A 23,991-nucleotide genomic window follows, 5' to 3' on the forward strand; every position below is an offset into this window, starting at 1 on the left:
CCGGGGGCGGCGGAGGGGCGCGGTTACTCCCCGGGGAGTACTGCGGGGCTGCGCGGGTCCTGAGTATCCGTACTCAGGCGCTGGACCTGCTTTTCCGTGATGCTGGCCGCATGACCACCCCCTCCGGCCTGCCCCGCTTCCGCGGCGCCGACGTGCCGCCCCCGCGCACCGGACGCCGGTGGCTGCCCGTCGCCGGGGACATCGCCCTGGCGGCCGGGCTGCTCGTCCTCGACGTCATCGGGGTCGTGGTGGCCGTCCTGCTGGGCGTCGACGTCAGCGGTGACTGGAAGCCGTTCGATCCGGGGGCGGACAACTCCGAGGTGACCCTCGCGCTCCACTGGCTCCCGGTCGGCATCGCCGGTGGCCTCGTCGTGCTGTCCGCCGGGCCGCTGTACCTGCTGCGCGCCGCCGTCAGCGCCGGTCTGCAGGTGCTCGTCGGCACGGCCGTACTCGTGCTCGCGGCGTACCGCTGACCGCTCGGGTCCCTGTCTACGACGGGGTCCGTGCCGCCGCGGCCAGCAGTCGTGTCACGTCCTCGGCGCGGATGGTGAGGGCGGCCCCGACCGTCGCGAGGACGTCCCGCTCGGCGGGTGTGTACGGGCCGTCGGCCAGGGCGATCCGGGCGCCCTGGAGCAGAATCGACTCCCGGCCGGGCGGGGCGAGATGGGGGGCGAGCGGGTCGAGTGCCTCGTGGAGCTCTATGGCCAGACCGGCCCCGCAGGGCTCGGAGAAGACCCGCCCGGTGTCCGCGGCCAGTGCCTCGACCAGGGCGCCCAGCTGCTCCTGCGTGCAGTCGTCGAAGCCGGCCGCGCGTACGGTGGCCGCCGCGGTCTCCAGGGACGGCCGGGCGCAGGTGCCGCCCGCCGCCAGCACCGCGAGGGCCACCGTGTGGACGGCGTCGCGGAGCATCGCGGAGAAGCGGGTGGTGGTCGGGTGGTCGAGGACGTCGGTGCCGAAGTGACGGCGGCAGGCCGCGCACTCCACGACGGGGGCGGTCTCGCCGCGCGGCAGCAGGGGCACGCCGAGCACGGTGAAGCGGCGGTGCCCGGTCAGCCGCTGGTAGTTGCGGTCGCCCCCGCATCCGGGGCAGAAGAACTCGCCGTCACCGATGGGCGACCACGCGGTGCGCGTGCCCAGGATGCGCGCAGCCCTGGCGGCACGGCCGTCTCGTCCCCGTCCTGGCAGCACGTCGCACCTCCGTAACCACGCGGCAACATCGCAGCGCTTGCGTGATGTTAGCCACATCACGGACGTGGAGTCAGTACCCCGGACGAGACCTTTCCGTGACCTGCACAGGTCAATGGCCGAATCATGACGGAGCCCCGCCCGCCCGAGGTACGGCGAACGGGGCTCGAACCACCGGCCGGGCTGACTAGCGAGCCGCCCGGTTGACCGCCGAGACGACCGCCTTCAGCGAGGCGCGCGTGGTGTTGGCGTCGATGCCGATGCCCCACAGGACCTTGCCGTCGATGGCGCACTCGATGTACGACGCGGCCTGCGCGGACGCGCCCTCGGCCAGCGTGTGCTCCTGGTAGTCCAGCAGGCGTACGTCGATGCCGATGGACTGCAGGGCGTCGAAGAAGGCCGAGATCGGACCGTTGCCCGAACCGGTCAGGACGGTGTCCTCGCCGTCGACCGTGGCCTCCACCTTCAGCGTGTCCACGCCGTCGGTGTCGGTGGTCGACTGGTTGTTCTTGACCTGGATGCGACCCCAGGGGTTGTCCGGGTTGGGCAGGTACTCGTCCTGGAAGACCGCCCAGATGTCGCCGCCGGTGACCTCGCCGCCCTCGGCGTCCGTCTTCGCCTGGATGATCTTCGAGAACTCGATCTGCATCCGGCGCGGCAGCTCCAGCTTGTGGTCGTTCTTCAGGACGTAGGCGATACCGCCCTTGCCGGACTGCGAGTTGACCCGGATGACCGCCTCGTAGGAGCGTCCGACGTCCTTGGGGTCGATCGGCAGGTAGGGCACCGCCCACTCGATGTCGTCGACGGTGACGCCCTTGGCGGCGGCGTCGGCCTCCATCGCGTCGAAGCCCTTCTTGATGGCGTCCTGGTGGGAGCCGGAGAAGGACGTGTAGACCAGGTCGCCCACGTACGGGTGGCGCGGGTGGACCTCCATCTGGTTGCAGTACTCCCACGTGCGACGGATCTCGTCGATGTCGGAGAAGTCGATCTGCGGGTCGACGCCCTGCGAGAACAGGTTCATGCCCAGGGTGACCAGGTCGACGTTGCCGGTGCGCTCCCCCTGCCCGAACAGGCAGCCCTCGACGCGGTCGGCGCCGGCCATCAGCGCCAGCTCGGCGGCGGCGACGGCCGTACCGCGGTCGTTGTGCGGGTGGATGGAGACGCAGACGTACTCGCGGCGGGAGAGGTTGCGGCACATCCACTCGAAGCGGTCCGCGTGCGTGGAGGGTGTCGAGCGCTCCACGGTGGCGGGCAGGTTGAGGATGATCTCGCGGCCCGGACCGGGCTGCCAGACGTCCATGACCGCCTCACAGACCTCCAGCGCGAAGTCCAGCTCGGTGTCGGTGAAGATCTCGGGCGAGTACTGGTAGCCGAATTCCGTCTCCGGACCCAGCAGCTTCTCGGCGTACTCCATCACCAGACGGGTGCCGTCGACGGCGATCTGCTTGATGTCGTCCTTGGAGCCGCGGAACACCACCCGCCGGAAGACGGGGGCGGTGGCGTTGTACAGGTGGACGGTGGCGCGCCTGGCGCCCTTCAGGGACTCCACCGTGCGCTCGATCAGGTCCTCACGGGCCTGGGTCAGTACGGAGATGGTGACGTCGTCGGGGATGGCCCCCGGCTCCTCGATGATGGAGCGCACGAAGTCGAAGTCCGTCTGGCCCGAGGCCGGGAAGCCGACCTCGATCTCCTTGTAGCCCATCTTGACCAGCTGGTCGAACATCCGGCGCTTGCGCTCGGGCGACATGGGGTCGATCAGGGCCTGGTTGCCGTCACGCAGGTCGGTGGAGAGCCAGCGGGGGGCGACGGTGATCCGGTTGTCCGGCCAGGTGCGGTCCGGGATGTCGACCTGCTCGTAGCGGCCGTACTTGTGGATCGGCATGGGGCTGGGCTGCTGGCGGTTCGCCATGATGCTTCGGGCTCCTCAGGGTGTCCGGAAAGGACGGCCGACGACGCAACGCCAAGCTCCGCGGGGAGGGAGTCGACCTGGACTACAGGCCCTCGCCGCGGCAGCTAAGAAGAAGCAGCCCGAAACGCATGATGCGAAGCATGCTAGCCGAGCCGCTCTCCGTGCGGGGCGTCGTATCAGTATGCGGGACCCGAAGGACGAATGGGACAAAAAGTGCGCCATACCACTTCGTCACGGAGCGTGCGGCTCCCTGTCCGCATATTTCACCAATCATGGTTGCGACTAGTGACACGCCCATGACGCAGTGCGATGGTGCGGGACATGACGACCCACGGGGGCTTCGAGCCCGTCTTCTGCACCGTCGTTCCGCCGCACGTCCTCGACAAACTGGCACGCAACGACGACCCCGCACTCTCCGGCCCGGCTCGCCGGACCCTGATGCGCGACAGCGAGCTGCGCGGCAGGCGCCGCGTCACGACCGAGTTCGCCCTCGCGGCCGCCCCGGCCGAGAAGGCACCGTCCGACCAGCCGCTGCGCACGATCTTCGACGCCGGGCACGGCACCGCCCTGCCCGGCACCAAGGTCCGCGGCGAGGGCGACGAGCCCGGCCGGGACGCCACCGTCAACCGCGCCCACTCCGGCCTCGGCGCCACCTTCGACCTGTTCCTCAAGGCGTACGGGCGGCACTCGATCGACGGCGACGGCCTGCCTCTGGACGCCACCGTCCACTACGACGAGAGCTACGGCAACGCCTTCTGGAACGGCGAGCAGATGGTGTTCGGCGACGGCGACGGCGAGATCTTCCTCGACTTCACCATCCCCATCGACGTCATCGGCCACGAGCTGGCCCACGGCGTCACCCAGTACACGGCGAACCTGACCTACTACGGCCAGCCGGGCGCACTCAACGAGTCGATGTCCGACGTCTTCGGCTCGCTCATCAAGCAGTACACGCTCGGCCAGACCGCCGCCGAGGCCGACTGGCTGATCGGCGCCGGACTCCTCGCCCCGGGCGTCTCCGGCAGGGCCCTGCGCTCCATGAAGGAGCCGGGCAGCGCGTACGACGACGACGTCCTCGGCAAGGACCCGCAGCCCGCGACCATGGACGACTACGTCCGCACCGGCCGCGACAACGGCGGCGTCCACATCAACTCCGGCATCCCCAACCACGCCTTCTACCTCGCCGCCACCGCGCTCGGCGGGCACGCCTGGGAGAAGGCAGGACAGATCTGGTACGACGTCCTGACCTGCGGCGAGCTGTCCGAGCGGGCGCTGTTCCCGGACTTCGCCGGGCTCACCGTCAAGGCCGCGCGGGAGCGCTTCGGCGACGGCAGCGACGAGCTCCAGGCCGTGCAGAAGGCATGGGAACAGGTCGGGGTGCGGATCCTGTGAGCCCGTACTAGACAGGGACCCATGCGTATTCAGGTAAGGCGCACGGGCGGGTTCGCGGGCATCGAGCGGCATGCCGAGGTGGACACCTCGGGGCGGCCCGACGCCCAGGAGTGGCACGCCCTGGCCGAGCGCGCGGTCGCCGCCGGCCGGGGCACGCCCCCCATCGGGGTGCCGGACGGCTTCAGCTACCAGATCACCGTGGACGGCCGGACGGTGTACTGCTCCGATCCCCGGCTCACCGACGAGCAGCGCAGGCTGATCTCCCGGGTCCTTAAGGAAGGTGCGTAACGGGCAGTTGACGCCGGGGCGTTGACTTCCGTTACCGCCGGTACGGATGATCCGGCGCATGGCGACTGACCCGATACCCCAGTTCCCGGCCGGCTTCCTGTGGGGCGTCTCGACCTCGGCCCACCAGATCGAGGGAGCGGCGGACGAGCGCGAGAGGTCCCACTGGGACGCCTTCACGGCCGAGCCGGGACGGGTGAAGGACGGCTCCACGGCCGCGGTGGCCTGCGACCACTACCACCGCTACCCCGAGGACGTGGCCCTCCTGGCCGGCCTGGGCGTGGGCGCGTACCGCTTCTCGATCTCGTGGCCGCGGGTGAACTCCCCGAAGGGCCTCGACTTCTACGACCGTCTGGTCGACGAGCTGTGCGCGGCGGGCGTCCGGCCGGTGCCGACGCTCTTCCACTGGGACCTGCCGGTCTCGCTGGACTGGCTCGACCGGGACACGGCCGCCCGTTTCGCGGAGTACGTGTCCGTGGTCGCCGAGCGCCTGGGCGACCGCGTCAGCAAGTGGATCACCCTCAACGAACCCGCCGAGCACACGCTGCTGGGCCACGCCCTGGGCACCCACGCGCCGGGCCGGAAGCTGCTCTTCGACGCCCTCCCGGTCGCCCACCACCAGCTGCTGGCCCACGGTCTCGCCGTGCGGGCCCTGCGCGCGGCCGGCGCGAGGGACATCGGCATCGCCAACTCGCACGGGCCGACCTGGCCCGCGTCGCCGGAACAGGCGGACGTCGAGGCCGCGGACTTCTACGACCTGCTGCTCAACCGGCTGTTCGCCGACCCGCTGCTGCTGGGCCGGTACCCGGACGGCATCGGTGAGCTGATGCCGGGGGACGTCGGGTCGGACCTGGAGATCATCGCGGAGCCGCTCGACTTCTACGGCGTCAACTACTACGCGCCGACCCGCGTGGGCGCCCCGCAGGGCACCGAGATCGAGTTCGGCGGGGTGTCCATGCCCGCCGAACTGCCCTTCTCGGTGCGCGAGATCGAGGGCGTGCCGACGACGGACTTCGGCTGGCCGGTGGTCCCCGAGGCCCTGACGGAACTGCTCACCGGTTTCCGTGAGCGGTACGGCGACCGGCTGCCGCCCGTCGTCATCACCGAGAACGGCTGCTCGTACGAGGGCATCGACGACCAGCAGCGGATCGCCTACCTGGACGGCCACATCCGCGCCCTGCACCGGGCCATGGCGCAGGGCGTGGACGTACGCGGCTACTTCGTCTGGTCGCTGCTCGACAACTTCGAGTGGGCCGAGGGGTACGCGCGGCGGTTCGGACTGGTGCACGTGGACTACCGGACCCTCGCCAGGACCCCGAAGGCGTCCTACGGCTGGCTGCGGGACGTGCTGCGGGCCCAGGGATGACGGTGGACGCCCTGGCCGATCCCATGGAGCGGGTCGGCCGGGGCTGGACGGCGTCGCTGGGACTGGCCAACGTGGCGATCTGGGTGGGCTGGTACGGCCCGCTGCAGATCCTGCTGGCCCGGCAGGCGGAGGACTTCGCGCCCGGCACGGGCATGTCGAAGGAGACGCTGCTGGCGTGGGTGACCGGTGCGGGCGCGGTGGTGTCGCTGGCGGCGAACCCGTTCTTCGGCGCGCTGTCGGACCGCACCACGGCCCGCTGGGGCCGCCGTACGCCCTGGATCGTGGCCGGTGCGGCGGGCGGCGCGCTGTCGCTGCTGCTGCTCGCCGGCGCGGGCGCGCTGTGGTCCATGGCGGTCGGCTGGTGCCTGGTCCAGCTGACCCTGAACGCGGCCTTCGCGGCGGTGACGGCGGCGGTGCCGGACCGGGTGCCGCGGCTGCAACGGGGCACGGTGGGCGGCTGGTTGGGGGCGGCGCAGATCCTCGGAGCGGTCGCCGGTACGGGGCTGGCGACGGCGGCGGGCGGGATCGCGGCGGGCTACGCGGCGTGCGCGGTGTTCACACTGGCGGGTGTGCTGCCGTACGTGCTGCGGTCCGGGGATCTCAGGCTCGCGGTCGCGGACCGGCCGGCGTGGTCCTGGCGGTCCTTCGCCCGCGGTTTCTGGCTCAGCCCGCGCCGCCACCCCGACTTCGGCTGGGCGTGGCTGACCCGCTTCCTGATCAACCTCAGCAACGCGCTGGTCATCCTCTACCTGCTGTACTACCTGCGGGACCGCCTCCATCACGACGATCCCGAGCAGGGCGTGCTGATCCTGACCGCGGTGAACAGCGTGACGCTGCTGGCCACGGTCGTCGTGGGCGGTGTGTGGTCGGACCGGGTGGGCCGCCGCAAGCCGTTCGTGCGGTGGGCCGGGGTGCTGATGGCGGCGGCAACCGCCCTGCTCGCCGTATGGCAGACCTGGCCGGCCGCGATCGTGGTGGCGGGCCTGCTGGGCGTCGGCCTCGGGGTCTTCATGTCGGTCGACTTCGCCCTGATGACCGACGTCCTGCCGCGGGCCGCGGACCGGGGCAAGGACCTCGGTGTGATCAATGTCGCCAACGCCCTGCCCCAGGTCGCGGCCCCCGCCCTGGCCGCGCCGATCGTCACCCACCTGGGCGGCTACGAGGTGCTGTACCTGGTGGCGGCGGCGGTCGGGATGGCGGGGGCGGTGCTGGTCGGACGGATCAGAGGCGTGGACTGAGGCCAGGACCCGCTGGTGGTTGAGGCCGGAAACAACCCTTGCCGACTCTCGCCCCACGCGCATCAATGGGAACGACGACGGTTCCCGACGGGCCGTCAGATTCAGCTCTCCCCTCGCAGTGTGTCCGCATCCACCTGCCGAGCAGTTCCCCACCCCCACACGGAATGCCCCCACCTCGAAAGGGAGCGGATCCCATGAGACGAACGCGTATCGGAGCAGGTGCGGCGCTGGTGACCGGCGCCCTCGCGGCCGCCGGACTGGCCTTCGCGCCCGCGGCCCTCGCCGTCGCGCCCGGCACCGCCACGATCACCGCCGACTGCGGCGGCTTCGGCGGCGGTGAGGCCACGCTCACCGCGACGCAGAACGGCACCGCCGCCACCATGACCGTCGACTCCTCCGCGATCACCGCGCCGATCGGGCTCGGCGAGGACTCGATCTCCTCGACGCTCACCCTGGTGAAGGCGGGCGGCGGCACCGTCGCCTTCACCGGCACGAAGAACCCGGCGATGGCCGCCGGCGCCCCTGTCCGGGTCGGCCCGCTCAGCGGCACCGTGGCCTCCGGCGACAGTCTGGAGGCCTTCGGCGGCTCGCTGAAGATGACCGTCTTCGGCATCACCATCACCTGCACGGCGACCGGGCCGCAGTCGCCGGGCCCGTTCGTGTTCGACTGATCCGGCCGGGCCGGGCGCGTTCTACAGCGCGTCCGGCCCGCGCTCGCCCGTCCGCACGCGTACGACCGTCTCGACGGGCAGCGCCCAGACCTTGCCGTCACCGATCTTGCCCGTCCGGGCCGCCTTCACGATCGCGTCGATGACGCCGTCCGCCGCCGCGTCCTCGACGACGACCTCGATCCGCACCTTCGGCACCAGGTCGACCTGGTACTCGGCGCCGCGGTACACCTCGGTGTGGCCGCGCTGCCGGCCGTAGCCGCTCGCCTCGGTCACGGTCAGACCGTGCACGCCGAGTGCCTGGAGGGCGGTCTTGACCTCGTCGAGCCGGTAGGGCTTGACGATCGCGGTGATCAGCTTCATGCCTGCTTCTTGACCTTCTGGGCGGCGAGGACGGAGGAGGAGAGGGACGAGGTGACCGGGGCGCCGTGCCCCAGGACCCCGTGATCGTAGGCGCTCCGGGCGTGCACCGTAAGGTCCGGGCCGGTGCGCTCCCGCTCCCCGCCCGCGGGCCCCTCACCTTGATCGCGTGTACGACCGGGCTCCGTGGATCAGGGAGAATGGGCGCCATGAGCGTTCGCAGCAAGTCATCCGAGCCGTCCGAGGCCCTCCACCGCGCCGGCTTCGCCTGCTTCGTGGGCCGTCCCAACGCGGGCAAGTCCACGCTCACGAATGCTCTGGTCGGCAAGAAGGTGGCGATCACCGCGAACCAGCCGCAGACGACGCGGCACACGGTGCGGGGCATCGTGCACCGGCCCGACGCCCAGCTGATCCTGGTGGACACCCCCGGCCTGCACAAGCCGCGCACGCTGCTCGGCGAGCGGCTCAACGACGTCGTCCGCACGACCTGGGCCGAGGTCGACGTGATCGGCTTCTGCCTGCCGGCGAACGAGAAGCTCGGCCCCGGTGACCGCTTCATCGCGAAGGAACTCGCGTCGATCAAGAAGACGCCGAAGATCGCGATCGTCACGAAGACCGACCTCGTGGACAGCAAGCGGCTCGCGGAGCAGCTCGTCGCGATCGACCAGCTCGGCAAGGAGCTGGGGTTCGAGTGGGCGGAGATCGTGCCGGTGTCGGCGGTCGGTGACAAGCAGGTGGGCCTGCTGGCCGACCTGATCGTCCCGCTGTTGCCGGAGGGCCCCGCCCTCTACCCCGACGGCGAGCTGACCGACGAGCCCGAGCAGGTCATGATCGCCGAGCTCATCCGCGAGGCCGCGCTCGAAGGGGTCCGGGACGAGCTCCCCCACTCCATCGCCGTCGTGGTGGAGGAGATGCTCCCGCGCGAGGACCGCCCCGCCGACAAGCCCCTCCTCGACATCCACGCCTTCGTCTACATCGAGCGTCCCAGCCAGAAGGGCATCATCATCGGCCCCAAGGGCAAGCGCCTGAAGGATGTCGGCATCAAGTCCCGCAAGCAGATCGAGGCGCTGCTGGGCACGCCGGTGTTCCTGGACCTGCATGTGAAGGTGGCCAAGGACTGGCAGCGCGATCCCCGGCAGCTGCGCAAGCTGGGCTTCTGAGGTTCTCCTCGCCCCGCCCCCGGACGGGGTGCCCCCGGGGAGCGGAAAAGCCCTACGGCGTTGTCACTCCCCCGGCGTACCCTGGAAATCGCCAGGCGGCCCATGGGGCGCAGGAGTCGTTTCGAGGAGGACGAGCAAGGCCACAGAGCCGGCCCATGACTCAGACACCCACAGCTCACACACCCGCGCAGGGGCAGGCGAGAGCACAGTTCACCGTCCCCGCCCAGCACCCCATGGTGACCGTGCTGGGGTCCGGCGACTCCCTGCTGCGCGTGATCGAGAACGCCTTCCCGGCGGCCGACATCCACGTCCGGGGCAACGAGATCAGCGCGGTCGGCGACGCCGCTGAAGTCGCACTCATCCAGCGCCTGTTCGACGAGATGATGCTGGTGCTCCGCACCGGACAGCCGATGACGGAGGACGCAGTGGAACGCTCGATCGCCATGCTCAGAGCGAGTGAGAACGGGGAGGGGCCGGAGGAGACCCCGGCCGAGGTCCTCACCCAGAACATCCTCTCCTCGCGCGGCCGCACGATCCGTCCCAAGACGCTCAACCAGAAGCGCTACGTCGACGCGATCGACAAGCACACGATCGTCTTCGGCATCGGCCCCGCCGGTACCGGCAAGACCTACCTCGCCATGGCCAAGGCGGTGCAGGCCCTGCAGTCCAAGCAGGTCAACCGCATCATCCTGACCCGCCCGGCGGTCGAGGCCGGCGAGCGGCTGGGCTTCCTGCCGGGAACGCTGTACGAGAAGATCGACCCGTACCTGCGGCCGCTGTACGACGCGCTGCACGACATGCTCGACCCCGACTCCATCCCGAGGCTCATGGCCGCCGGGACCATCGAGGTCGCGCCGCTGGCGTACATGCGCGGCCGTACGCTCAATGACGCCTTCATCATTCTCGACGAGGCCCAGAACACCAGCCCCGAGCAGATGAAGATGTTCCTGACCCGTCTCGGGTTCGACTCGAAGATAGTCATCACCGGTGACGTCACCCAGGTCGACCTCCCGGACGGCACCAGGTCGGGCCTGCGGCAGGTGCAGGACATCCTGGACGGCGTCGAGGACGTCCACTTCTCGCGGCTGTCCTCGCACGATGTCGTCCGGCACAAGCTGGTCGGCCGTATCGTCGACGCGTACGAGAAGTACGACACCAAGCACGGCACCCAGAACGGCTCGCACAAGGGCCGCGGCGGCAAGGCCGGGCACAAGGGGAAGTAGAGAACACGCACGACCATGTCGATCGACGTCAACAACGAGTCCGGCACCGAGGTCGATGAGCAGGCGATCCTCGACATCGCCCGCTACGCGCTCGCGCGGATGCGCATCCACCCGCTCTCCGAGCTCTCGGTGATCGTCGTGGACGCCGACGCCATGGAGCAGCTGCACATCCAGTGGATGGACCTGCCCGGCCCGACCGATGTCATGTCCTTCCCGATGGACGAGCTGCGCCCGCCGTCCAAGGACGACGACGAGCCCCCGCAGGGGCTCCTCGGGGACATCGTGCTGTGCCCCGAGGTCGCCGCCAAGCAGGGCGCCGAAGCGCCCACGCAGCACTCCATGGACGAGGAGCTCCAGCTGCTCACCGTCCATGGTGTGCTGCACCTGCTCGGGTACGACCACGAGGAACCGGACGAGAAGGCCGAGATGTTCGGCCTGCAGGCCGCCATCGTGGACGGCTGGCGCACGGAGAAGGGGCTGACCGGCCCCTCCCCGGCACCGACCGTGTCATGAGCCTCCCCCTCGTCGCCGGCGCGATCGCCCTGGTGGTCGTGGCCTGGCTCGCCGCCTGTGCGGAGGCGGGCCTGGCACGCGTCTCCAGCTTCCGCGCCGAGGAGGCCGTACGCGGCGGCCGGCGCGGCAGCGAGAAGCTCGCGCTGGTCGCCGCCGATCCGACGCGCTATCTGAACGTGGCGCTGCTGGTGCGCGTGGCCTGCGAGATGGCCGCCGCCGCGCTCGTCACCTACGCCTGTCTGCAGGAGTTCCCGAGCACGACCGAGGCCCTGCTGGTCGCGATCGCGGTCATGGTGCTGGTGTCGTACGTCGCGGTGGGCGTCTCCCCGCGCACCATCGGCCGTCAGCATCCGCTGAACACGGCGACGGCTGCGGCGTACGTGCTGCTGCCGCTGGCGCGGATCATGGGCCCGATCCCGTATCTGCTGATCCTCATCGGCAACGCCCTGACTCCCGGCAAGGGCTTCCGCCGCGGCCCGTTCGCCTCGGAGGCGGAGCTGCGGGCGCTGGTCGACCTCGCCGAGAAGGAGTCGCTGATCGAGGACGAGGAGCGCCGCATGGTGCACTCGGTCTTCGAGCTGGGCGACACGCTGGTGCGCGAGGTGATGGTGCCGCGCACCGACCTCGTCGTCATCGAGCGGTACAAGACCATCCGCCAGGCCCTCACCCTCGCCCTGCGTTCCGGGTTCTCGCGTATCCCGGTGGTCGGGGAGAGCGAGGACGACGTGGTGGGGATCGTGTATCTGAAGGACCTGGCCCGCAAGACGCACATCAGCCGGGACGCGGAGAGCGAGCTGGTGTCGACGGCGATGCGGCCCGCGTTCTTCGTGCCCGACACCAAGAACGCCGGTGACCTGCTGCGCGAGATGCAGAAGGAGCGCTACCACGTCGCCGTCGTCATCGACGAGTACGGCGGCACCGCCGGCATCGTCACCATCGAGGACATCCTGGAGGAGATCGTCGGCGAGATCACCGACGAGTACGACCGTGAGCTGCCGCCGGTGGAGGAGCTGGGTGAGGACCGCTACCGGGTCACCGCCCGCCTGGACATCACCGACCTCGGCGAGCTGTACGGCCTCGACGAGTACGACGACGAGGACGTGGAGACGGTCGGCGGGCTGCTGGCGAAGGCGCTGGGCCGGGTACCGATCGCCGGGGCGTCGTCCGTGGTCGGGCTGCCGGACGGCCGCGAGCTGCGGCTGACGGCGGAGGCGGCGGCCGGCCGCCGCAACAAGATCGTGACCGTGCTGGTGGAGCCGGTGGCCCCGGTGCCGGCACCGCAGGAGCAGGAGGCGAAGGCGGAGTGAGCCCCGAGGAGTTGCGCGCCTTCTGTCTGTCCTTCGACGCGGCGATCGAGGACTTTCCCTTCAACCCGGACATCTCGGTATTCAAGGTCCAGGGCAAGATGTTCGCCCTCAGCTGGATGGACGCCCGTCCCCTCACCGTCAACCTCAAGTGCGACCCGGAGGACGCGGTCCGGCTGCGCGGCGAGTACCCCGGTCTGATCGTGCCCGGCTACCACATGAACAAGCGGCACTGGAACACCGTCACCGTGGACGGCGAGCTCCCGGACCGGCTGGTCCGGGAGCTCGTCGAGGACTCGTACGACCTTGTCGTGGCCGGGCTACCGCGAGCCGACCGGCTCCGACTCGACCGTCCCTGAGCCGGCTGTCCGGCGGGTGCGCAGGCCGAGGGCGGTCAGCGCCGCGGCGGCCAGGACGATCGCGGTGTTCAGCGCCATCACCGTGCGGGTGCCCGACAGCAGGTCGCCGGAGGTCGTCGCGAGGACGCCCAGCAGCGGGATGCCGATCGTGATGCCGACCTGCTGGGTCGAGGTGACCAGACCGGTGGCCAGGCCCTGCTCCTCGTCGGGGACGCCCGAGGTGACCGTCAGGCCGTAGGAGATGATCGCGCCGAGGTGGAACATGCTCGCCACCGAGACGGCGGCCGTGGCGAGCCAGACGGACCAGGTGTGTGCGCCGAGCAGCAGCAGGGCGGCGGTGAAGACGCCCTGCCCGGTGAGCGAGACCACCAGGGTGCGGCGGGCGCCGAGACGGCTGACGAAGCGCGGGGTGAGCGAGCCGGCGATCACCGACATCACGCCCTGCGCCCCGAAGACCAGGCCCGTCTCCCAGGCGGACAGGTGCAGGACCTCCTGGAGGTACAGGGTGAGGACGAAGACCACCGTCGACATCATCGAGAAGGTGACCAGACCGCCCAGGTTGCCCCAGGCCACCGTGCGGCGGCGCAGCATGGGCAGGGAGACCAGGGGTGTCTGGGCGCGGGACTCTACGACCGCGAAGGCGGTGAGGAGCGCGAGGCCCGCGATCAGGGTGGCGAGGACGTCGGTGCGGCCGAAGCCGTGGTCGGCGGCTGTCGTCAGGGCGTAGATCAGGGACAGCAGACCGCCGGTGACGGTGATCGCGCCGGGTACGTCGAGGTGCGGGCGGTCGGGGGTGCGGGACTCGGGCAGCAGGCCGGGGGCGAGCGGCAGCACGACCAGCGCGAAGAGCGCGAGCAGGCCCATGGTGGAGCGCCAGCCGAGGGCGTCGGTCAGAACGCCGCCGGCGACGACGCCGATGGTGAAGCCGAGGGACATCAGCGTGCCGGAGATGCCGAGGGCGCGGTCCCGGGCGGGTCCCTCGGGGAAGGTGGTGGTCAGCAGGGACATGCCGGTCGGGACGATGACCGCCGCGCCGAGCCCCTGCAGGGCGCGTCCCGCGAGGAAGGACGCCGGGTCCCAGGCGAACGTCGCGAGCGCGGAGGCCGCGGCGAACAGGGCGAGGCCGGTCAGGAACAGCTTGCGGCGGCCGTAGAGGTCGCCGATGCGGCCGAAGAGGAGCAGGAAGCCGCCGGACGGCAGCGCGAACGCCGTGACCGCCCACTGCAGCGCGGACGGGCTCATGCCGAGGTCGGCGCCGAGGGCGGGGAGGGCGACGTTCAGGACGGAGAAGTCGAGCGCGACCATGAACTGGGCGGCGCACAGAACGAACAGGACGAGCTTGTCGCGCGTCGACATCCGGGGGGTGTCGAGCGGTGGGGACGGGGGCCGGGTGAGGTCGGTGTCGATCGCCATGGCCAAGAGACTGCTGCGCCCGGAATAGCCGTGGGGAGCGGGCAGTTGTCCTGGTGGTGGCAGCACCAGTCTGAGAACCGGGGGGATTTGTACGTGTCACAGGGCACGCTGAAGAGTCGACGCCGTCACGAGCTGCGTGAGTTCCTGATGAGCAGGCGGGCCCGGGTGACACCGGCCGAGGCGGGTCTGCCGGACGGCGGGGCGCGGCGCCGTACGCCGGGGTTGCGGCGCGAGGAGGTCGCCGTGCTCGCCGGGGTGGGCGCCTCCTGGTACCAGTGGCTGGAGCAGGGGCGGGAGATCTCCGTGTCGCCGCAGGTGCTGGACTCGGTGGCCCGGGTGCTGCGGTTGAGCAACGCCGAGCGCCGGCATCTGTACCTGCTGGCGGGGTTGAATCCGCCGGCGCGCGAAGTGGCGCCGGAGAAACGGGACATGTGCGACGGGCTGCGGCGGCTGATCGACGCGTGGATGCCGTATCCGGCGCACATCATGGACCGGTACTACAACGGCGTGCTGTACAACGACGCGGCGATGACCGTGCTCGGCGTCCGGTCCGGCAGGCGGTGGAACTGCCTGATCGACTTCTTCACGGATCCGATGTACCGGTCGCGGTCGAGGAGCTGGGAGGAGAACGCCCGTACGGTGGTGGCGCAGTTCCGCGCGCTGTGCTCGGCCTCCCCCGACGACGAGGGGTTCCAGGCCGTACTGGCCGAGGCACGGGCGGCCAGCCCGGAGTTCACGCAGCTGTGGGAGCGGCGGGACATCGAGGACGCCGGGCAGATCCGCAAGGAGCTGGACCATCCGCTGGTCGGGCTGCTGTGCCTGGAGTCGAGCGTGATGCAGATGCCGGTGCGGCCCGATCTGTCGATCGTCCTGCACACGCCGCTGGACGAGGCGAACACGGCGGCGAAGCTTCAGTGGCTGGCGTCGCCGGAGGGGCGGCGCGGGGCGATGTACCCCGTGGCCGGTTAGGGCGCGCGGCGCTACGTATGCTCAAGGTCATGACCGACAACAGCGCGCTCGACCCCGAGGACCGCAAGATCGTCACCCTGGCCCGTTCCGCGCGGGCCCGCAACGGCGTGCCCGAGGGCGCTGCCGTGCGGGACGACACCGGCCGTACGTATGTCGCCGGGACCGTCGCCCTGGACTCCCTGAAGCTGAGCGCGCTGCAGACGGCGGTGGCGATGGCGGTGGCCTCGGGGGCGACGTCGCTGGAGGCGGCGGCGGTCGTGACGGAGGCGGAGGGCGCCTCGGAGCAGGACCGTGCGGCGGTGCGCGACCTCGGCGGGCCGGGGACGCCGGTGCTGGTGGCGGGGCCGGACGGGGCGGTGCGCGCCACGGTGACTGCGGGCTGAGGCCCGGGAGTCGGCGGCGGCGCGGCGTTCAGGTCCCGGCCGCCGCCGTGATGTGGCTCAGCACGCACAGCCAGCGGTCCTCCCGCCGTACGAACACGTCGGTCGTCCATTCGTCGGCGTCGAAGCGCTCGCCCCGGTAGTGGGCGGTGTTCGTCACCCGAGCCGTCACCACCGCGGCGTCGCCGTGGACCCGGATCCTTGGCTCGCCCACGAGCTGGAACGCCGAGTGGCTCAGGTCGCCGGACTCGACGAGCGCGAGGAACTGCTCCCTGGTGGAGATGCCGGACTCGGAGACGATGACCCAGTCGTCGGCCATGAAATCGCCGATGCGTACGGGGTCGTCGGAGACCATCGCCGCCGCCCACTCGTGCGCCGCGGCGGCCAGCCGGGCCGCGCTCGGGTCGTCGCTCATGGCCGGATGGTAACCAGCGCGGGCCCGCCCGTCGCCCCGGGCGCACACGACGGGCGAGCGGCGGTGCCGGGTGTCAGGCTGAGGTCGTACGGTCTGCGAAAGGGCATCGTCATGATCACCACTGAGCCCACTCCCGGCGCCCCCTGCTGGCTCGACCTCGGTGCGCCCGACGTCCCGGCCGCCGCGTCCTTCTACGGCTCGGTCCTCGGCTGGGAGTACGAGTCGATGGGCGACGCCGAGGGCTTCGAGGGCGGGATGTTCAAGAAGGACGGCAAGACGGTCGCCGGGCTCGGCAAGCTCACCGAGGAGGGCGCGCGCTCGGCGTGGATGATCTACTACCGGGTCACCGACGCGGACGCCACGACCCAGGCCGTGGAGCGCGCGGGCGGCACCGTGCGGGTGGCACCGATGGATCTGGACGACTGGGGCCGGATGGCGCAGTTCAGCGATCCGCTGGGCGGCCAGTTCGCCGTCTGGCAGCCGGGCAAGGACGCGGGCATCGAGCTGGCGGACGAGGCGGGCTCGCTGTCGTGGACGGAGCTGATGACGAGCGACGCCGCGGGCGCGAAGGACTTCTACGGCCCTCTGTTCGGCTGGCAGTTCAGCGACATGGAGCTGCCGGGCGGCGGCGGGACGTACACGCTGATCACGCCCGCCGGGCTGCCCGAGGAGCGTATGCAGGGCGGCCTGATGCAGCTGCCGAAGGAGCAGTTGGAGCTGACGAACGGGCGGCCGTACTGGCACCCGGTCTTCAACGTCACCGACTGCGACGCCACCGTCGCCGAGGTCACCGGCAACGGCGGCAGTGTGCAGATGGGACCGCAGGACGCGGAGGGCGTGGGGCGGCTGGCCGTCTGCCTCGACCCGTCGAAGGCGGACTTCGTGGTGCTGACGCCTGCCGACGGCTGACGTATGCCGAGCGTCCGACCGGGCGCCTGCGGGGCGGCTCTCAGGCGGGCCTGCGGAACCCGATCGTCGGCACCGCCCGCCGCAGCGGCCACGGTCTCGCCGCCTCCTCCCGCGGCACCACGTCGGCCAGGAAGGCGTACCGGCGCAGGGCTTCGGGATGCTGCCGGTCGAGGGACCGGACCTTGCGCCACCAGGCGCCGATCTCGGCCCAGCCCGGAGCGGAGAGGGAGCCCCCGAACTCCTGGACGGAGAGGGCCGCCGTGAGTCCGGCGAAGGCGAGCCGGTCGGCCAGGGGCCAGTCGGCGAGGGTGCCGGCGACGAAGCCGGCCACGAACACGTCACCGGCGCCGGTCGGGTCCAGGGCCTCCACGGCGATCGCGGGGACCACGGCCGTCTCGCCGGTCCGGCCGTCCACCGCGTAGGCGCCCTCCGCGCCGAGGGTGACCACCGCGACCGGGACATGGGCGGTCAGGGCGTGGGCGGCCGCGCGGGGGTTGTCGGCTCCCGTGTACCGCATCGCCTCCTGCGCGTTCGGCAGGAACGCCTCGCAGTGCTCCAGGTCGGCCAGCCCCGCCAGGTCCCAGGCGCCCGTGTCGTCCCAGCCGACGTCGGCGAAGATCCGGGTGCCCTTGCTCGCGGCCTGCGCGATCCACGGGGCGCGGGTGCCCGGCACCAGCGAGGCCACGGCGGCCCGTGCGTGCGGCGGGCAGTCCGGCGCCGGCTCCTCCGGGGGCGGTTCGTGGCCGTGGGACACCATCGTGCGCTCCCCCTCGTAGGCCATGGAGACGGTGACCGGGGAGTGCCATCCGGGCACCGTGCGCGACGACGACAGGTCGATGCCCTCGCCGTGCTCCAGGGCGTCCCAGCAGTACTCGCCGTAGTGGTCGTCGCCGAAGGCCGCCGCGAGCGACGTCCTGAGGCCGAGGCGGGCCAGGGCCGTCGCCATGTTCGCCACGCCGCCGGGGCTCGACCCCATGCCACGCGCCCAGGACTCGGTGCCGCGCACGGGGGCCGAGTCGAGGCCGGTGAAGATGATGTCGAGGAAGACGGTCCCGGTGAGGTACACGTCCCAGGGCGGGTCGGCGGCTGTGCGCAGTCCGGCGAGGGGGTCGACCTGGGCCCGGCGGTGGGGCCCCGCTGTCATGGACGACCCCTGGGGCGAGCGTCCCTTCCCGGTGGGCGCGGTGGGCGTGGTCACGGTGCGCTCCCTGACGTGGTGCTGATCTGGCCAGTGTGCACCACGCCACCGACAACGCCACCGCACCAGCGGGGACACCGCCACCGCGCCGCCTGCGCGCACCGGTGACACCGCCGCGTTCCCGCCGGGCCCCTGCTCGAAGCGGTGCGCCGGGCCGCTACCAGCGAGGCACGGAAGGCGTGACCCAGCCGGGCTCGGCGACCCGCATGGCGGCCGCGTCGTCGCGGTCCCGCAGCGAGCCGTCGTCATCGAGCCACCGCTGGTGCAGCTCCGCCAGCCGTTCCCGGTCCAGTTCGACGCCGAGCCCGGGAGCGTCCGGTACGGCGACCCGGCCGCCGTCGAAGGTGAGGCGTTCGGTGAGGACGTCCTCGGTCTGCCAGGGGTAGTGGGTGTCGCAGGCGTGGTGGAGGTCCGGCACGGTCGAGGCCACGTGGGTCATCGCGGCCAGGGAGACGCCCAGGTGGGTGTTGGAGTGCATCGACACCCCGACGCCGAAGGTGCGGCAGATCGCCGCCAGGTGCAGGGTGTTGCGCAGCCCGCCCCAGTAGTGGTGGTCGGAGAGGACGACCTGCACGGCGTCCCGGGTGAACGCCTCCCTGATCTCCGCGAACGTCGTCACGCACATGTTGGTCGCCAGCGGCACCCCCGTCCGCGCGGCCACCTCCGCCATGCCGGCCGTTCCCAGGGTCGGGTCCTCCAGGTACTCCAGGACGTCCCCGAGCTCCCGGGCCACCGTCAGCGAGGTCTGCACGGACCAGGCACCGTTGGGGTCGAGCCGCAGCGGGTGGCCGGGGAAGGCGTCCGCGAGCGCCCGTACGGCCGCGATCTCCTCGTCGGGCGGGAAGACCCCGCCCTTGAGCTTGAAGGAGGTGAACCCGTACCGCTCCTTGAACCTCCGTGCCTGCTCGACGATCCCGGCCGGGTCGACGGCGGCGCCCCAGTCGTCCCTCTCGGCGCGCACACCCTCGGGATGGCCGGCCCACTTGTAGAACAGGTAGGCGCTGTACTCGACCGCGTCCCGCACCTTGCCGCCGAGCAGCGCGTGCACGGGCAGTCCGAGCACCTTGCCGAGGGCGTCGAGGCAGGCGACCTCGAAGCCGGAGACGACGGACAGCCGCAGCTTGTCGGCGGTCTGGACGCCTCGCAGCCCGCCGACGTCGACCTGTCCGGTGACCCGGGACCGGTCGACGGCCACCTCGTCCGCGAGCGGGAACAGGCCGTTGAGGTCGGCGGCCCGGCGTCCGACGAGTCGCGAGGCCAACGGCCGGGCCAGCTCCAGGTACTGGGTGTCCCCGTACGTCTCCCCGACGCCCGTGGTCCCGTCGGCCGTCACGACCTCCACGATCAGTCGGGGTGTGTACGGCTGGTGGACGCCCTGGGTGTTCAGCAGCGGCGGGTCGGCGACGAGGATCGGGGTCAGGCGTACGTCCGCGATGGTGAGGTTCACAGGGTGGCTCCCACGAGGTCCGGACCGACGGTGAGCAGGGCCCTGATCTCGGCCGGGTCGGCGGCCGACGGGTCGGTGAGCGGGGCGCGGACGGGGCCGACGGGGCGGCCGCGCAGCCGGGCCGCCGCCTTCACCGGGGAGACGGCGTATCCGGGCACCAGGTCGCTCACCCTCACCATCTCCCTGAGCGGATGTCATCCACGTATGAGAATGGAGATTAGATACGCGAACCGCGACCGTCAATGCCACGCCCGCCTCGGTACCGTTGGCCCGGCTGTCGGCGCGGCGCGGCGCGAGGAGCGGATCACCGCGGTGCTGCGGGAGATCAGGGCGAAGAGCGAGGCGACGGCCCCCGGCGGGGGCGGTTCGGCGCATCGGCGCAGATGAGGGCGGCTCTTCTACCCCTCTTTCCACACCCCAAACAGAACGTGCCATAGATCACATCGCTCGAACTTCTGCGCGCCTCCCCCCGCTTGATACAAATTGCCCGCGCGTTCCTGTCCGTCGACGGCCTGCGCCTCTCCCCCTTTTCTGTGCCGCTCCTTTCGCATGCCCTGGGAACGCCCGTGTTCGCCCCCCGCACCACCGCCTGGCCCCTCGTCGCCCTTTTCACGGCCGGGTACCTCGCCCCCTATCTGCTGCCGACGGTCGTCGGCAGGCTCGACTCCGGGCTTCCGCTCTCCCCCACCCAGGCGGGCGCCACCGGCAGCGCACTGCTGCTGAGTTCGGCGTCGGCCGGCTTCCTGCTGGCCTCGCGGGTCGAACGTCTCGGGGCACGGCGGCTGGCCCGGACCGGGCTCGTCCTCGCGTTCCTCGGCTACGGCATCGCGGCACTCGCGCAGCCCGTGCCGGCCGTCGTGCTGGGCGTGCTCGTCGGCGGCTTCGGATCCGGTACGGCCACCGCGGTCGCCGCCACTCGGATCGCCGCCCAGCCGGACCCCCACCGGACCACCGCGCTCGGCCTGCTCAGCGTCTCGGCCCTCGCCGGTGCCGTGTATCTGACGGTCCCCCACCTCGGCCCCGGTCACGGCCTCCCGCTCGCCGCGATCGCCCTCACCGCGCTCGCCGTATGGCCGTCGACGGCCCGGCTCGCCACTGCCACCACCCCTTCGCGGCAGGGCTGGGACAGCTCTCGCCTCCCCCACCGCCGGCCCGGTACGACCCTCGCCGCCTGCATGCTGTTCTGGTCCCTCGCCCAGAACTCCCTCTGGGGCGTCAGCGGCCGGATCGGCCTGACGCAGGCCCATCTGACGGAGGCCACGGTCGGCGTGGTGTTCGCCGTGGCGCTCGGCGCCGGGCTGCTCGGCGTCACGGGGGCGGGCGCGCTCGGCCCGCGCCTGGGTCGCGCACTGCCGGTCGGCGCGGGCACGGTCCTCATCGCGGCCTGCATCGCGCTGAGCGCCTCCGCCACCGATCTGACGACCTTCGCGACCGGCGAGATCGCCTGGAACGCGCTCTACCCGATCGTCCTGTCGTACGTCATCGGGCTCGCCGCCTCCCTCGACCCGCGCGGCCGCTGGGCGGTGCTCGTCGGCTCGGCGTCGGCGCTGGGCACGGCGGCCGGCCCGCTGACCGGGAGCGTGCTGTCGGCGCAGGCCGGGTTCCCGGTCATGGGCGCGGTCCTGGCGGCCGGGTTGCTGGTCGTCGCCGTGCCGATGACGGCGGTGGCGCTGGGCCGCATGGGCCCGGCGACCGTCGAGGTCGCGGAGGGCGTGGAGGCCGTCGAGATCGTCGAGATCCCGCTGGACACCGCCGCCGCCACCCCGGCGGCGCCCGGCCGCCTCACTCCCGCCAGCTGAACGGCTAGGGTCTGTCGTTTGGATCAGGTCGGCTGAGAGAAACCACGCCTCTCAGCCCACCCGAGCGGGGTCTGGTGCGTGCAGCTGCAAGGCGGAGGAGGGCGCCGACGCGGAGCGTCGGCAACCGACGACAACGCGGCAGATGCGCGTGTCAGGCCCCGCGACGCCGGCATGATCCAAACGACAGACCCTAGCTGAACTCGTAGGCCGCCACCTCGGCCAGATACCGCGCGCGCAGCTCCTCGTCGTCCTCCAGGAAGGAGGCGAGGAAGGAGTTGCGGGCGAGCTCGCGCAGCCGTTCGTCGCTCAGGCCCAGGGTGCGGCGTACGGCGTCGAAGTTGTCGCCGGCGTACCCGCCGAAGTAGGCCGGGTCGTCGGAGTTGACCGTGCACATCAGCCCGGCGTCGAGCATCGCGGGCAGCGGGTGGTCGGCGAGGGTGTCGACGGTGCGCAGCCGGACGTTCGACAGCGGGCACAGGGTCAGCGGCACCCGCTCCCGCACCAACCGCTCGACCAGCGCCGGGTCCTCCACGCACCGCAGCCCGTGGTCGACGCGCTCCACCCCGAGGACGTCGAGGGCCTCGGTGATGTAGGCAGGCGGACCCTCCTCGCCGGCGTGCGCGACACGTCGCAGGCCGAGGGCGGCGGCGGCCTCGTAGACCTCGCGGAACTTCGCCGGCGGGTGGCCGACCTCGGCGGAGTCGAGGCCGACGCCGGTGATCCGGTCGAGGTAGGGCTCGGCCGCCCGCAGCGTCTCCATGGCGGACTCGGCGGAGTCGTCGCGCAGGAAGCACATGATGAGCCGGGTGGAGATCCCGTGGTCGGCCTCACTGCTGCCCAGCGCCCGCCACAGCCCCTCGACGACCGTGCCCAGCTCCAGCCCTCGCTTGGTGTGCGCCTGCGGGTCGAAGAAGATCTCCGCGTGCCGTACGCCCTGGGCGGCGGCGCGGGCGAGGTAGGCGTGCGTGAGGTCCGCGAAGTCCTGCTCGGTGCGCAGGACGGCCATGAGCTCGTAGTACAGGTTCAGGAAGGACTGGAGGTCCTGGAACTGATAGGCCTTGCGCAGCTCTTCGGTGTCGGCGTACGGCAGCTCGACGCCGTTGCGGTCGGCCAGTTCGAAGGCGAGCTCGGGTTCGAGGGTGCCTTCGATGTGGAGGTGCAGTTCTGCTTTGGGGACGGACATCAAAGCATCGTACGGCGGTGTCACCGACGTTTCGGTAGCGGCACCCGCAGCAGGTCGTGAGCGACCGTCAACTCCCCGTCGAAACCGGCGTCCCGCGCCTGCCGCTCGAACTCGTCCGGTTCGGTGTAGCGCTGGCTGAAGTGGGTGAGCACGAGATGCCGTACACCGCTGTCGAGAGCGACGCGGGCTGCCTGACCGGCCGTCAGGTGACCGTGCTCCGCGGCGAGTGGGGCGTCCTCGTCGAGGAAGGTCGACTCGATGACGAGCATGTCGCAGCCGTCGGCGAGGGTGTACACCCCGTCGCACAGCCGGGTGTCCATCACGAACGCGAACCGCTGCCCGCGCCGGATCTCGCTCACGTCGTCGAGCGAGACCCCGCCCAGGGCCCCTTCGCGCTGGAGACGCCCGATGTCCGGGCCCTCGATGCCGTGCGCGGCGAGCCGTTCGGGCAGCATGCGGCGCCCGTCGGGCTCCACGAGGCGGTAGCCGTACGACTCGACCGGGTGGGACAGCCGGACGGCCGCGAGCGTGTAACCGCCGGTGTCGACGAGCACGCCGTCGGCGTCGACCGGCGCCTGGGTGAGGGCGACGGTCTCGCGGTAGGCGGTGGCGTAGCGCAGCCGGTCGAAGAAACGCTGCCCGGAGAGCGGGTAGTGGGCGGTGACGGGGTGCGGGACCTTGTCGAGGTTGATCCGCTGGATGACCCCGGCGAGCCCCAGCGAGTGGTCACCGTGGAAATGGGTGACACAGATCCGGTTCAGGTCGTGCGCGGCCACCCCGGCCCGCAGCATCTGGCGCTGGGTGCCCTCGCCGGGGTCGAAGAGGATGCCCTCCCCGTCCCACCGCAGCAGGTAGCCGTTGTGATTGCGGTGCCGGGTCGGGACCTGGCTCGCGGTGCCGAGGACGACCAGTTCACGTACGGACACGGCGGCTTCCGCCTATCCGGGGGGCCACTCGAGGCCACGGCCGCCGAGGATGTGGGCGTGGGTGTGGAAGACGGTCTGGCCGGCGCCGGTACCGGTGTTGAAGACGATGCGGTAGCTCTCCAGCTTTTCCTCGTCGGCGACGGCCTGGGCCTCGCACAGGACGTCGGCGGCCAGGGCCGGCTCGGCGGCGGCGAGGGCCGCGGCGTCCGCGTAGTGCGCCTTGGGAATGATCAGGACGTGGGTGGGCGCCTGCGGGTTGATGTCCCGGAACGCGACGGTCGTCTCCGTCTCCCGCACGATCGTCGCGGGGACGTGTCCCTCGACGATCTTGCAGAACAGACAGTCGTCCTGCGGCTCCCCTGCCATGGTCCCTCCGTGGGTCGCGCGGCG

The 23,991-nt window shown here is 71.5% G+C and carries 25 protein-coding genes and 2 pseudogenes; 15 read left to right on the forward strand and 12 right to left on the reverse strand.

The window, feature by feature from the left end; translation table 11 throughout:
• The first annotated feature begins 110 nt into the window (after positions 1-110).
• The gene (locus tag ACWCPI_RS18265; RefSeq protein WP_451039085.1) at positions 111-473 is read left to right on the forward strand and encodes a DUF6234 family protein; all 363 of its coding nucleotides are present in this window, start codon (positions 111-113) and stop codon (positions 471-473) included.
• 16 nt (positions 474-489) lie between these two features.
• On the opposite strand, the gene ACWCPI_RS18270 is transcribed toward ACWCPI_RS18265, so the two are convergent.
• Together ACWCPI_RS18270 and leuA are read right to left on the reverse strand one after the other, a co-directional pair.
• Positions 490-1,188: a TerB family tellurite resistance protein gene (locus tag ACWCPI_RS18270; RefSeq protein ID WP_451039086.1), complete on the reverse strand. Its 699-nt coding sequence runs from the start codon at positions 1,186-1,188 to the stop codon at positions 490-492.
• 184 nt (positions 1,189-1,372) lie between these two features.
• A complete protein-coding gene (gene leuA / locus ACWCPI_RS18275) occupies positions 1,373-3,094 on the reverse strand; it encodes a 2-isopropylmalate synthase (RefSeq protein WP_451039087.1) in 1,722 nt (573 codons plus the stop codon).
• 321 nt (positions 3,095-3,415) lie between these two features.
• On the opposite strand from leuA, the gene ACWCPI_RS18280 reads away from it, so the two are divergent.
• The 5 genes from ACWCPI_RS18280 to ACWCPI_RS18300 all read left to right on the forward strand — a co-directional run bounded on the left by ACWCPI_RS18280 (position 3,416) and on the right by ACWCPI_RS18300 (position 8,046).
• The gene (locus ACWCPI_RS18280) at positions 3,416-4,486 is read left to right on the forward strand and encodes a M4 family metallopeptidase (protein ID WP_451039088.1); all 1,071 of its coding nucleotides are present in this window, start codon (positions 3,416-3,418) and stop codon (positions 4,484-4,486) included.
• Positions 4,487-4,507: 21 nt separating this feature from the next.
• A complete protein-coding gene (locus tag ACWCPI_RS18285; RefSeq protein WP_451039089.1) occupies positions 4,508-4,774 on the forward strand; it encodes a protealysin inhibitor emfourin in 267 nt (88 codons plus the stop codon).
• Positions 4,775-4,820: 46 nt separating this feature from the next.
• Positions 4,821-6,137, forward strand: a complete 1,317-nt coding sequence (locus tag ACWCPI_RS18290) for a GH1 family beta-glucosidase (RefSeq protein ID WP_451039090.1) — start codon at positions 4,821-4,823, stop codon at positions 6,135-6,137.
• Complete coding sequence (locus ACWCPI_RS18295; protein WP_451039091.1) at positions 6,134-7,375, forward strand: MFS transporter; 1,242 nt, start codon at positions 6,134-6,136, stop codon at positions 7,373-7,375. Before ACWCPI_RS18290 ends, ACWCPI_RS18295 begins: the two co-directional genes overlap by 4 nt.
• A gap of 194 nt (positions 7,376-7,569) precedes the next feature.
• Entirely contained in the window at positions 7,570-8,046 is a 477-nt protein-coding gene (locus ACWCPI_RS18300) for a hypothetical protein (protein ID WP_451039092.1), read from the forward strand.
• Positions 8,047-8,067: 21 nt separating this feature from the next.
• On the opposite strand, the gene ACWCPI_RS18305 is transcribed toward ACWCPI_RS18300, so the two are convergent.
• Both ACWCPI_RS18305 and ACWCPI_RS18310 read right to left on the reverse strand, forming a co-directional pair.
• Positions 8,068-8,406, reverse strand: coding sequence for a P-II family nitrogen regulator (locus ACWCPI_RS18305; RefSeq protein ID WP_388799063.1), 339 nt, complete (start codon positions 8,404-8,406; stop codon positions 8,068-8,070).
• Positions 8,403-8,552: pseudogene (locus ACWCPI_RS18310) on the reverse strand (ammonium transporter); the annotation flags it as partial. The gene ACWCPI_RS18305 and the pseudogene ACWCPI_RS18310, both read right to left, overlap by 4 nt.
• Positions 8,553-8,603: 51 nt before the next feature.
• Here ACWCPI_RS18310 and era point away from each other — a divergent pair.
• From era to ACWCPI_RS18335, 5 genes are all read left to right on the forward strand, one after another.
• Positions 8,604-9,563 (forward strand): GTPase Era, encoded by a 960-nt coding sequence (gene era, locus ACWCPI_RS18315; protein WP_451039093.1) that lies wholly within the window; start codon positions 8,604-8,606, stop codon positions 9,561-9,563.
• Positions 9,564-9,718: 155 nt separating this feature from the next.
• Positions 9,719-10,786, forward strand: coding sequence for a PhoH family protein (locus tag ACWCPI_RS18320; protein WP_451039094.1), 1,068 nt, complete (start codon positions 9,719-9,721; stop codon positions 10,784-10,786).
• A gap of 15 nt (positions 10,787-10,801) precedes the next feature.
• Positions 10,802-11,299 carry an rRNA maturation RNase YbeY gene (gene ybeY, locus ACWCPI_RS18325; protein ID WP_004001382.1) on the forward strand — a complete coding sequence of 166 codons (498 nt, stop codon included), beginning with the start codon at positions 10,802-10,804 and terminating at the stop codon, positions 11,297-11,299.
• Positions 11,296-12,606 carry a hemolysin family protein gene (locus ACWCPI_RS18330; protein WP_451039095.1) on the forward strand — a complete coding sequence of 437 codons (1,311 nt, stop codon included), beginning with the start codon at positions 11,296-11,298 and terminating at the stop codon, positions 12,604-12,606. Before ybeY ends, ACWCPI_RS18330 begins: the two co-directional genes overlap by 4 nt.
• Positions 12,603-12,962, forward strand: a complete 360-nt coding sequence (locus ACWCPI_RS18335) for an MmcQ/YjbR family DNA-binding protein (RefSeq protein WP_451039096.1) — start codon at positions 12,603-12,605, stop codon at positions 12,960-12,962. Before ACWCPI_RS18330 ends, ACWCPI_RS18335 begins: the two co-directional genes overlap by 4 nt.
• On the opposite strand, the gene ACWCPI_RS18340 is transcribed toward ACWCPI_RS18335, so the two are convergent.
• A complete protein-coding gene (locus ACWCPI_RS18340) occupies positions 12,924-14,375 on the reverse strand; it encodes an MFS transporter (protein ID WP_451039097.1) in 1,452 nt (483 codons plus the stop codon). The genes ACWCPI_RS18335 and ACWCPI_RS18340 overlap by 39 nt on opposite strands.
• A gap of 147 nt (positions 14,376-14,522) precedes the next feature.
• Between ACWCPI_RS18340 and ACWCPI_RS18345 the strand changes: the two genes are divergently transcribed.
• Together ACWCPI_RS18345 and ACWCPI_RS18350 are read left to right on the forward strand one after the other, a co-directional pair.
• Positions 14,523-15,344, forward strand: a complete 822-nt coding sequence (locus tag ACWCPI_RS18345; RefSeq protein ID WP_451039303.1) for a helix-turn-helix transcriptional regulator — start codon at positions 14,523-14,525, stop codon at positions 15,342-15,344.
• Between the two features lie 29 nt (positions 15,345-15,373).
• Positions 15,374-15,727, forward strand: a complete 354-nt coding sequence (locus ACWCPI_RS18350) for a cytidine deaminase (protein ID WP_451039098.1) — start codon at positions 15,374-15,376, stop codon at positions 15,725-15,727.
• 28 nt (positions 15,728-15,755) lie between these two features.
• Here the strand turns inward: ACWCPI_RS18350 and ACWCPI_RS18355 are convergent, their stop codons facing one another.
• Entirely contained in the window at positions 15,756-16,139 is a 384-nt protein-coding gene (locus ACWCPI_RS18355) for a nuclear transport factor 2 family protein (protein ID WP_451039099.1), read from the reverse strand.
• A gap of 111 nt (positions 16,140-16,250) precedes the next feature.
• Between ACWCPI_RS18355 and ACWCPI_RS18360 the strand changes: the two genes are divergently transcribed.
• Entirely contained in the window at positions 16,251-17,048 is a 798-nt protein-coding gene (locus ACWCPI_RS18360; protein WP_451039100.1) for a VOC family protein, read from the forward strand.
• Positions 17,049-17,088: 40 nt separating this feature from the next.
• Here ACWCPI_RS18360 and ACWCPI_RS18365 read toward each other — a convergent pair whose 3' ends face one another.
• The 3 genes and pseudogenes from ACWCPI_RS18365 to ACWCPI_RS18375 form a co-directional block, all read right to left on the reverse strand.
• Positions 17,089-18,192: a carbohydrate kinase family protein gene (locus ACWCPI_RS18365; RefSeq protein ID WP_451039304.1), complete on the reverse strand. Its 1,104-nt coding sequence runs from the start codon at positions 18,190-18,192 to the stop codon at positions 17,089-17,091.
• Between the two features lie 211 nt (positions 18,193-18,403).
• Positions 18,404-19,693, reverse strand: coding sequence for a glucarate dehydratase family protein (locus tag ACWCPI_RS18370; protein WP_451039101.1), 1,290 nt, complete (start codon positions 19,691-19,693; stop codon positions 18,404-18,406).
• Positions 19,690-19,860: pseudogene (locus tag ACWCPI_RS18375) on the reverse strand (5-dehydro-4-deoxyglucarate dehydratase); the annotation flags it as partial. The gene ACWCPI_RS18370 and the pseudogene ACWCPI_RS18375, both read right to left, overlap by 4 nt.
• A 399-nt stretch (positions 19,861-20,259) precedes the next feature.
• On the opposite strand from ACWCPI_RS18375, the gene ACWCPI_RS18380 reads away from it, so the two are divergent.
• A complete protein-coding gene (locus ACWCPI_RS18380) occupies positions 20,260-21,492 on the forward strand; it encodes an MFS transporter (RefSeq protein ID WP_451039102.1) in 1,233 nt (410 codons plus the stop codon).
• 190 nt (positions 21,493-21,682) lie between these two features.
• On the opposite strand, the gene ACWCPI_RS18385 is transcribed toward ACWCPI_RS18380, so the two are convergent.
• The 3 genes from ACWCPI_RS18385 to ACWCPI_RS18395 are packed head-to-tail and all read right to left on the reverse strand — an operon-like array spanning position 21,683 to position 23,967.
• The gene (locus ACWCPI_RS18385; RefSeq protein WP_451039103.1) at positions 21,683-22,675 is read right to left on the reverse strand and encodes an adenosine deaminase; all 993 of its coding nucleotides are present in this window, start codon (positions 22,673-22,675) and stop codon (positions 21,683-21,685) included.
• A gap of 20 nt (positions 22,676-22,695) precedes the next feature.
• Positions 22,696-23,601 carry a ribonuclease Z gene (locus tag ACWCPI_RS18390; protein WP_451039104.1) on the reverse strand — a complete coding sequence of 302 codons (906 nt, stop codon included), beginning with the start codon at positions 23,599-23,601 and terminating at the stop codon, positions 22,696-22,698.
• 12 nt (positions 23,602-23,613) lie between these two features.
• Positions 23,614-23,967, reverse strand: coding sequence for an HIT domain-containing protein (locus ACWCPI_RS18395; RefSeq protein WP_451039105.1), 354 nt, complete (start codon positions 23,965-23,967; stop codon positions 23,614-23,616).
• Between the last annotated feature and the right edge of the window lie 24 nt (positions 23,968-23,991).

Source organism: Streptomyces sp. NPDC001920 (assembly GCF_053594495.1).

What these genes read in the sequence shown, in the direction of transcription:
- ACWCPI_RS18265 (WP_451039085.1), top strand. Translation starts at nt 111, where the DNA reads ATGACCACCCCCTCCGGCCTGCCCCGCTTCCGCGGCGCCGACGTGCCG.
- leuA (WP_451039087.1), bottom strand. Translation starts at nt 3,094, where the DNA reads ATGGCGAACCGCCAGCAGCCCAGCCCCATGCCGATCCACAAGTACGGC.
- ACWCPI_RS18280 (WP_451039088.1), top strand. Translation starts at nt 3,416, where the DNA reads ATGACGACCCACGGGGGCTTCGAGCCCGTCTTCTGCACCGTCGTTCCG.
- ACWCPI_RS18285 (WP_451039089.1), top strand. Translation starts at nt 4,508, where the DNA reads ATGCGTATTCAGGTAAGGCGCACGGGCGGGTTCGCGGGCATCGAGCGG.
- ACWCPI_RS18290 (WP_451039090.1), top strand. Translation starts at nt 4,821, where the DNA reads ATGATCCGGCGCATGGCGACTGACCCGATACCCCAGTTCCCGGCCGGC.
- ACWCPI_RS18295 (WP_451039091.1), top strand. Translation starts at nt 6,134, where the DNA reads ATGACGGTGGACGCCCTGGCCGATCCCATGGAGCGGGTCGGCCGGGGC.
- ACWCPI_RS18300 (WP_451039092.1), top strand. Translation starts at nt 7,570, where the DNA reads ATGAGACGAACGCGTATCGGAGCAGGTGCGGCGCTGGTGACCGGCGCC.
- ACWCPI_RS18305 (WP_388799063.1), bottom strand. Translation starts at nt 8,406, where the DNA reads ATGAAGCTGATCACCGCGATCGTCAAGCCCTACCGGCTCGACGAGGTC.
- era (WP_451039093.1), top strand. Translation starts at nt 8,604, where the DNA reads ATGGGCGCCATGAGCGTTCGCAGCAAGTCATCCGAGCCGTCCGAGGCC.
- ACWCPI_RS18320 (WP_451039094.1), top strand. Translation starts at nt 9,719, where the DNA reads ATGACTCAGACACCCACAGCTCACACACCCGCGCAGGGGCAGGCGAGA.
- ybeY (WP_004001382.1), top strand. Translation starts at nt 10,802, where the DNA reads ATGTCGATCGACGTCAACAACGAGTCCGGCACCGAGGTCGATGAGCAG.
- ACWCPI_RS18330 (WP_451039095.1), top strand. Translation starts at nt 11,296, where the DNA reads ATGAGCCTCCCCCTCGTCGCCGGCGCGATCGCCCTGGTGGTCGTGGCC.
- ACWCPI_RS18340 (WP_451039097.1), bottom strand. Translation starts at nt 14,375, where the DNA reads ATGGCGATCGACACCGACCTCACCCGGCCCCCGTCCCCACCGCTCGAC.
- ACWCPI_RS18345 (WP_451039303.1), top strand. Translation starts at nt 14,523, where the DNA reads ATGAGCAGGCGGGCCCGGGTGACACCGGCCGAGGCGGGTCTGCCGGAC.
- ACWCPI_RS18350 (WP_451039098.1), top strand. Translation starts at nt 15,374, where the DNA reads ATGACCGACAACAGCGCGCTCGACCCCGAGGACCGCAAGATCGTCACC.
- ACWCPI_RS18355 (WP_451039099.1), bottom strand. Translation starts at nt 16,139, where the DNA reads ATGAGCGACGACCCGAGCGCGGCCCGGCTGGCCGCCGCGGCGCACGAG.
- ACWCPI_RS18360 (WP_451039100.1), top strand. Translation starts at nt 16,251, where the DNA reads ATGATCACCACTGAGCCCACTCCCGGCGCCCCCTGCTGGCTCGACCTC.
- ACWCPI_RS18365 (WP_451039304.1), bottom strand. Translation starts at nt 18,192, where the DNA reads ATGACAGCGGGGCCCCACCGCCGGGCCCAGGTCGACCCCCTCGCCGGA.
- ACWCPI_RS18385 (WP_451039103.1), bottom strand. Translation starts at nt 22,675, where the DNA reads ATGTCCGTCCCCAAAGCAGAACTGCACCTCCACATCGAAGGCACCCTC.
- ACWCPI_RS18395 (WP_451039105.1), bottom strand. Translation starts at nt 23,967, where the DNA reads ATGGCAGGGGAGCCGCAGGACGACTGTCTGTTCTGCAAGATCGTCGAG.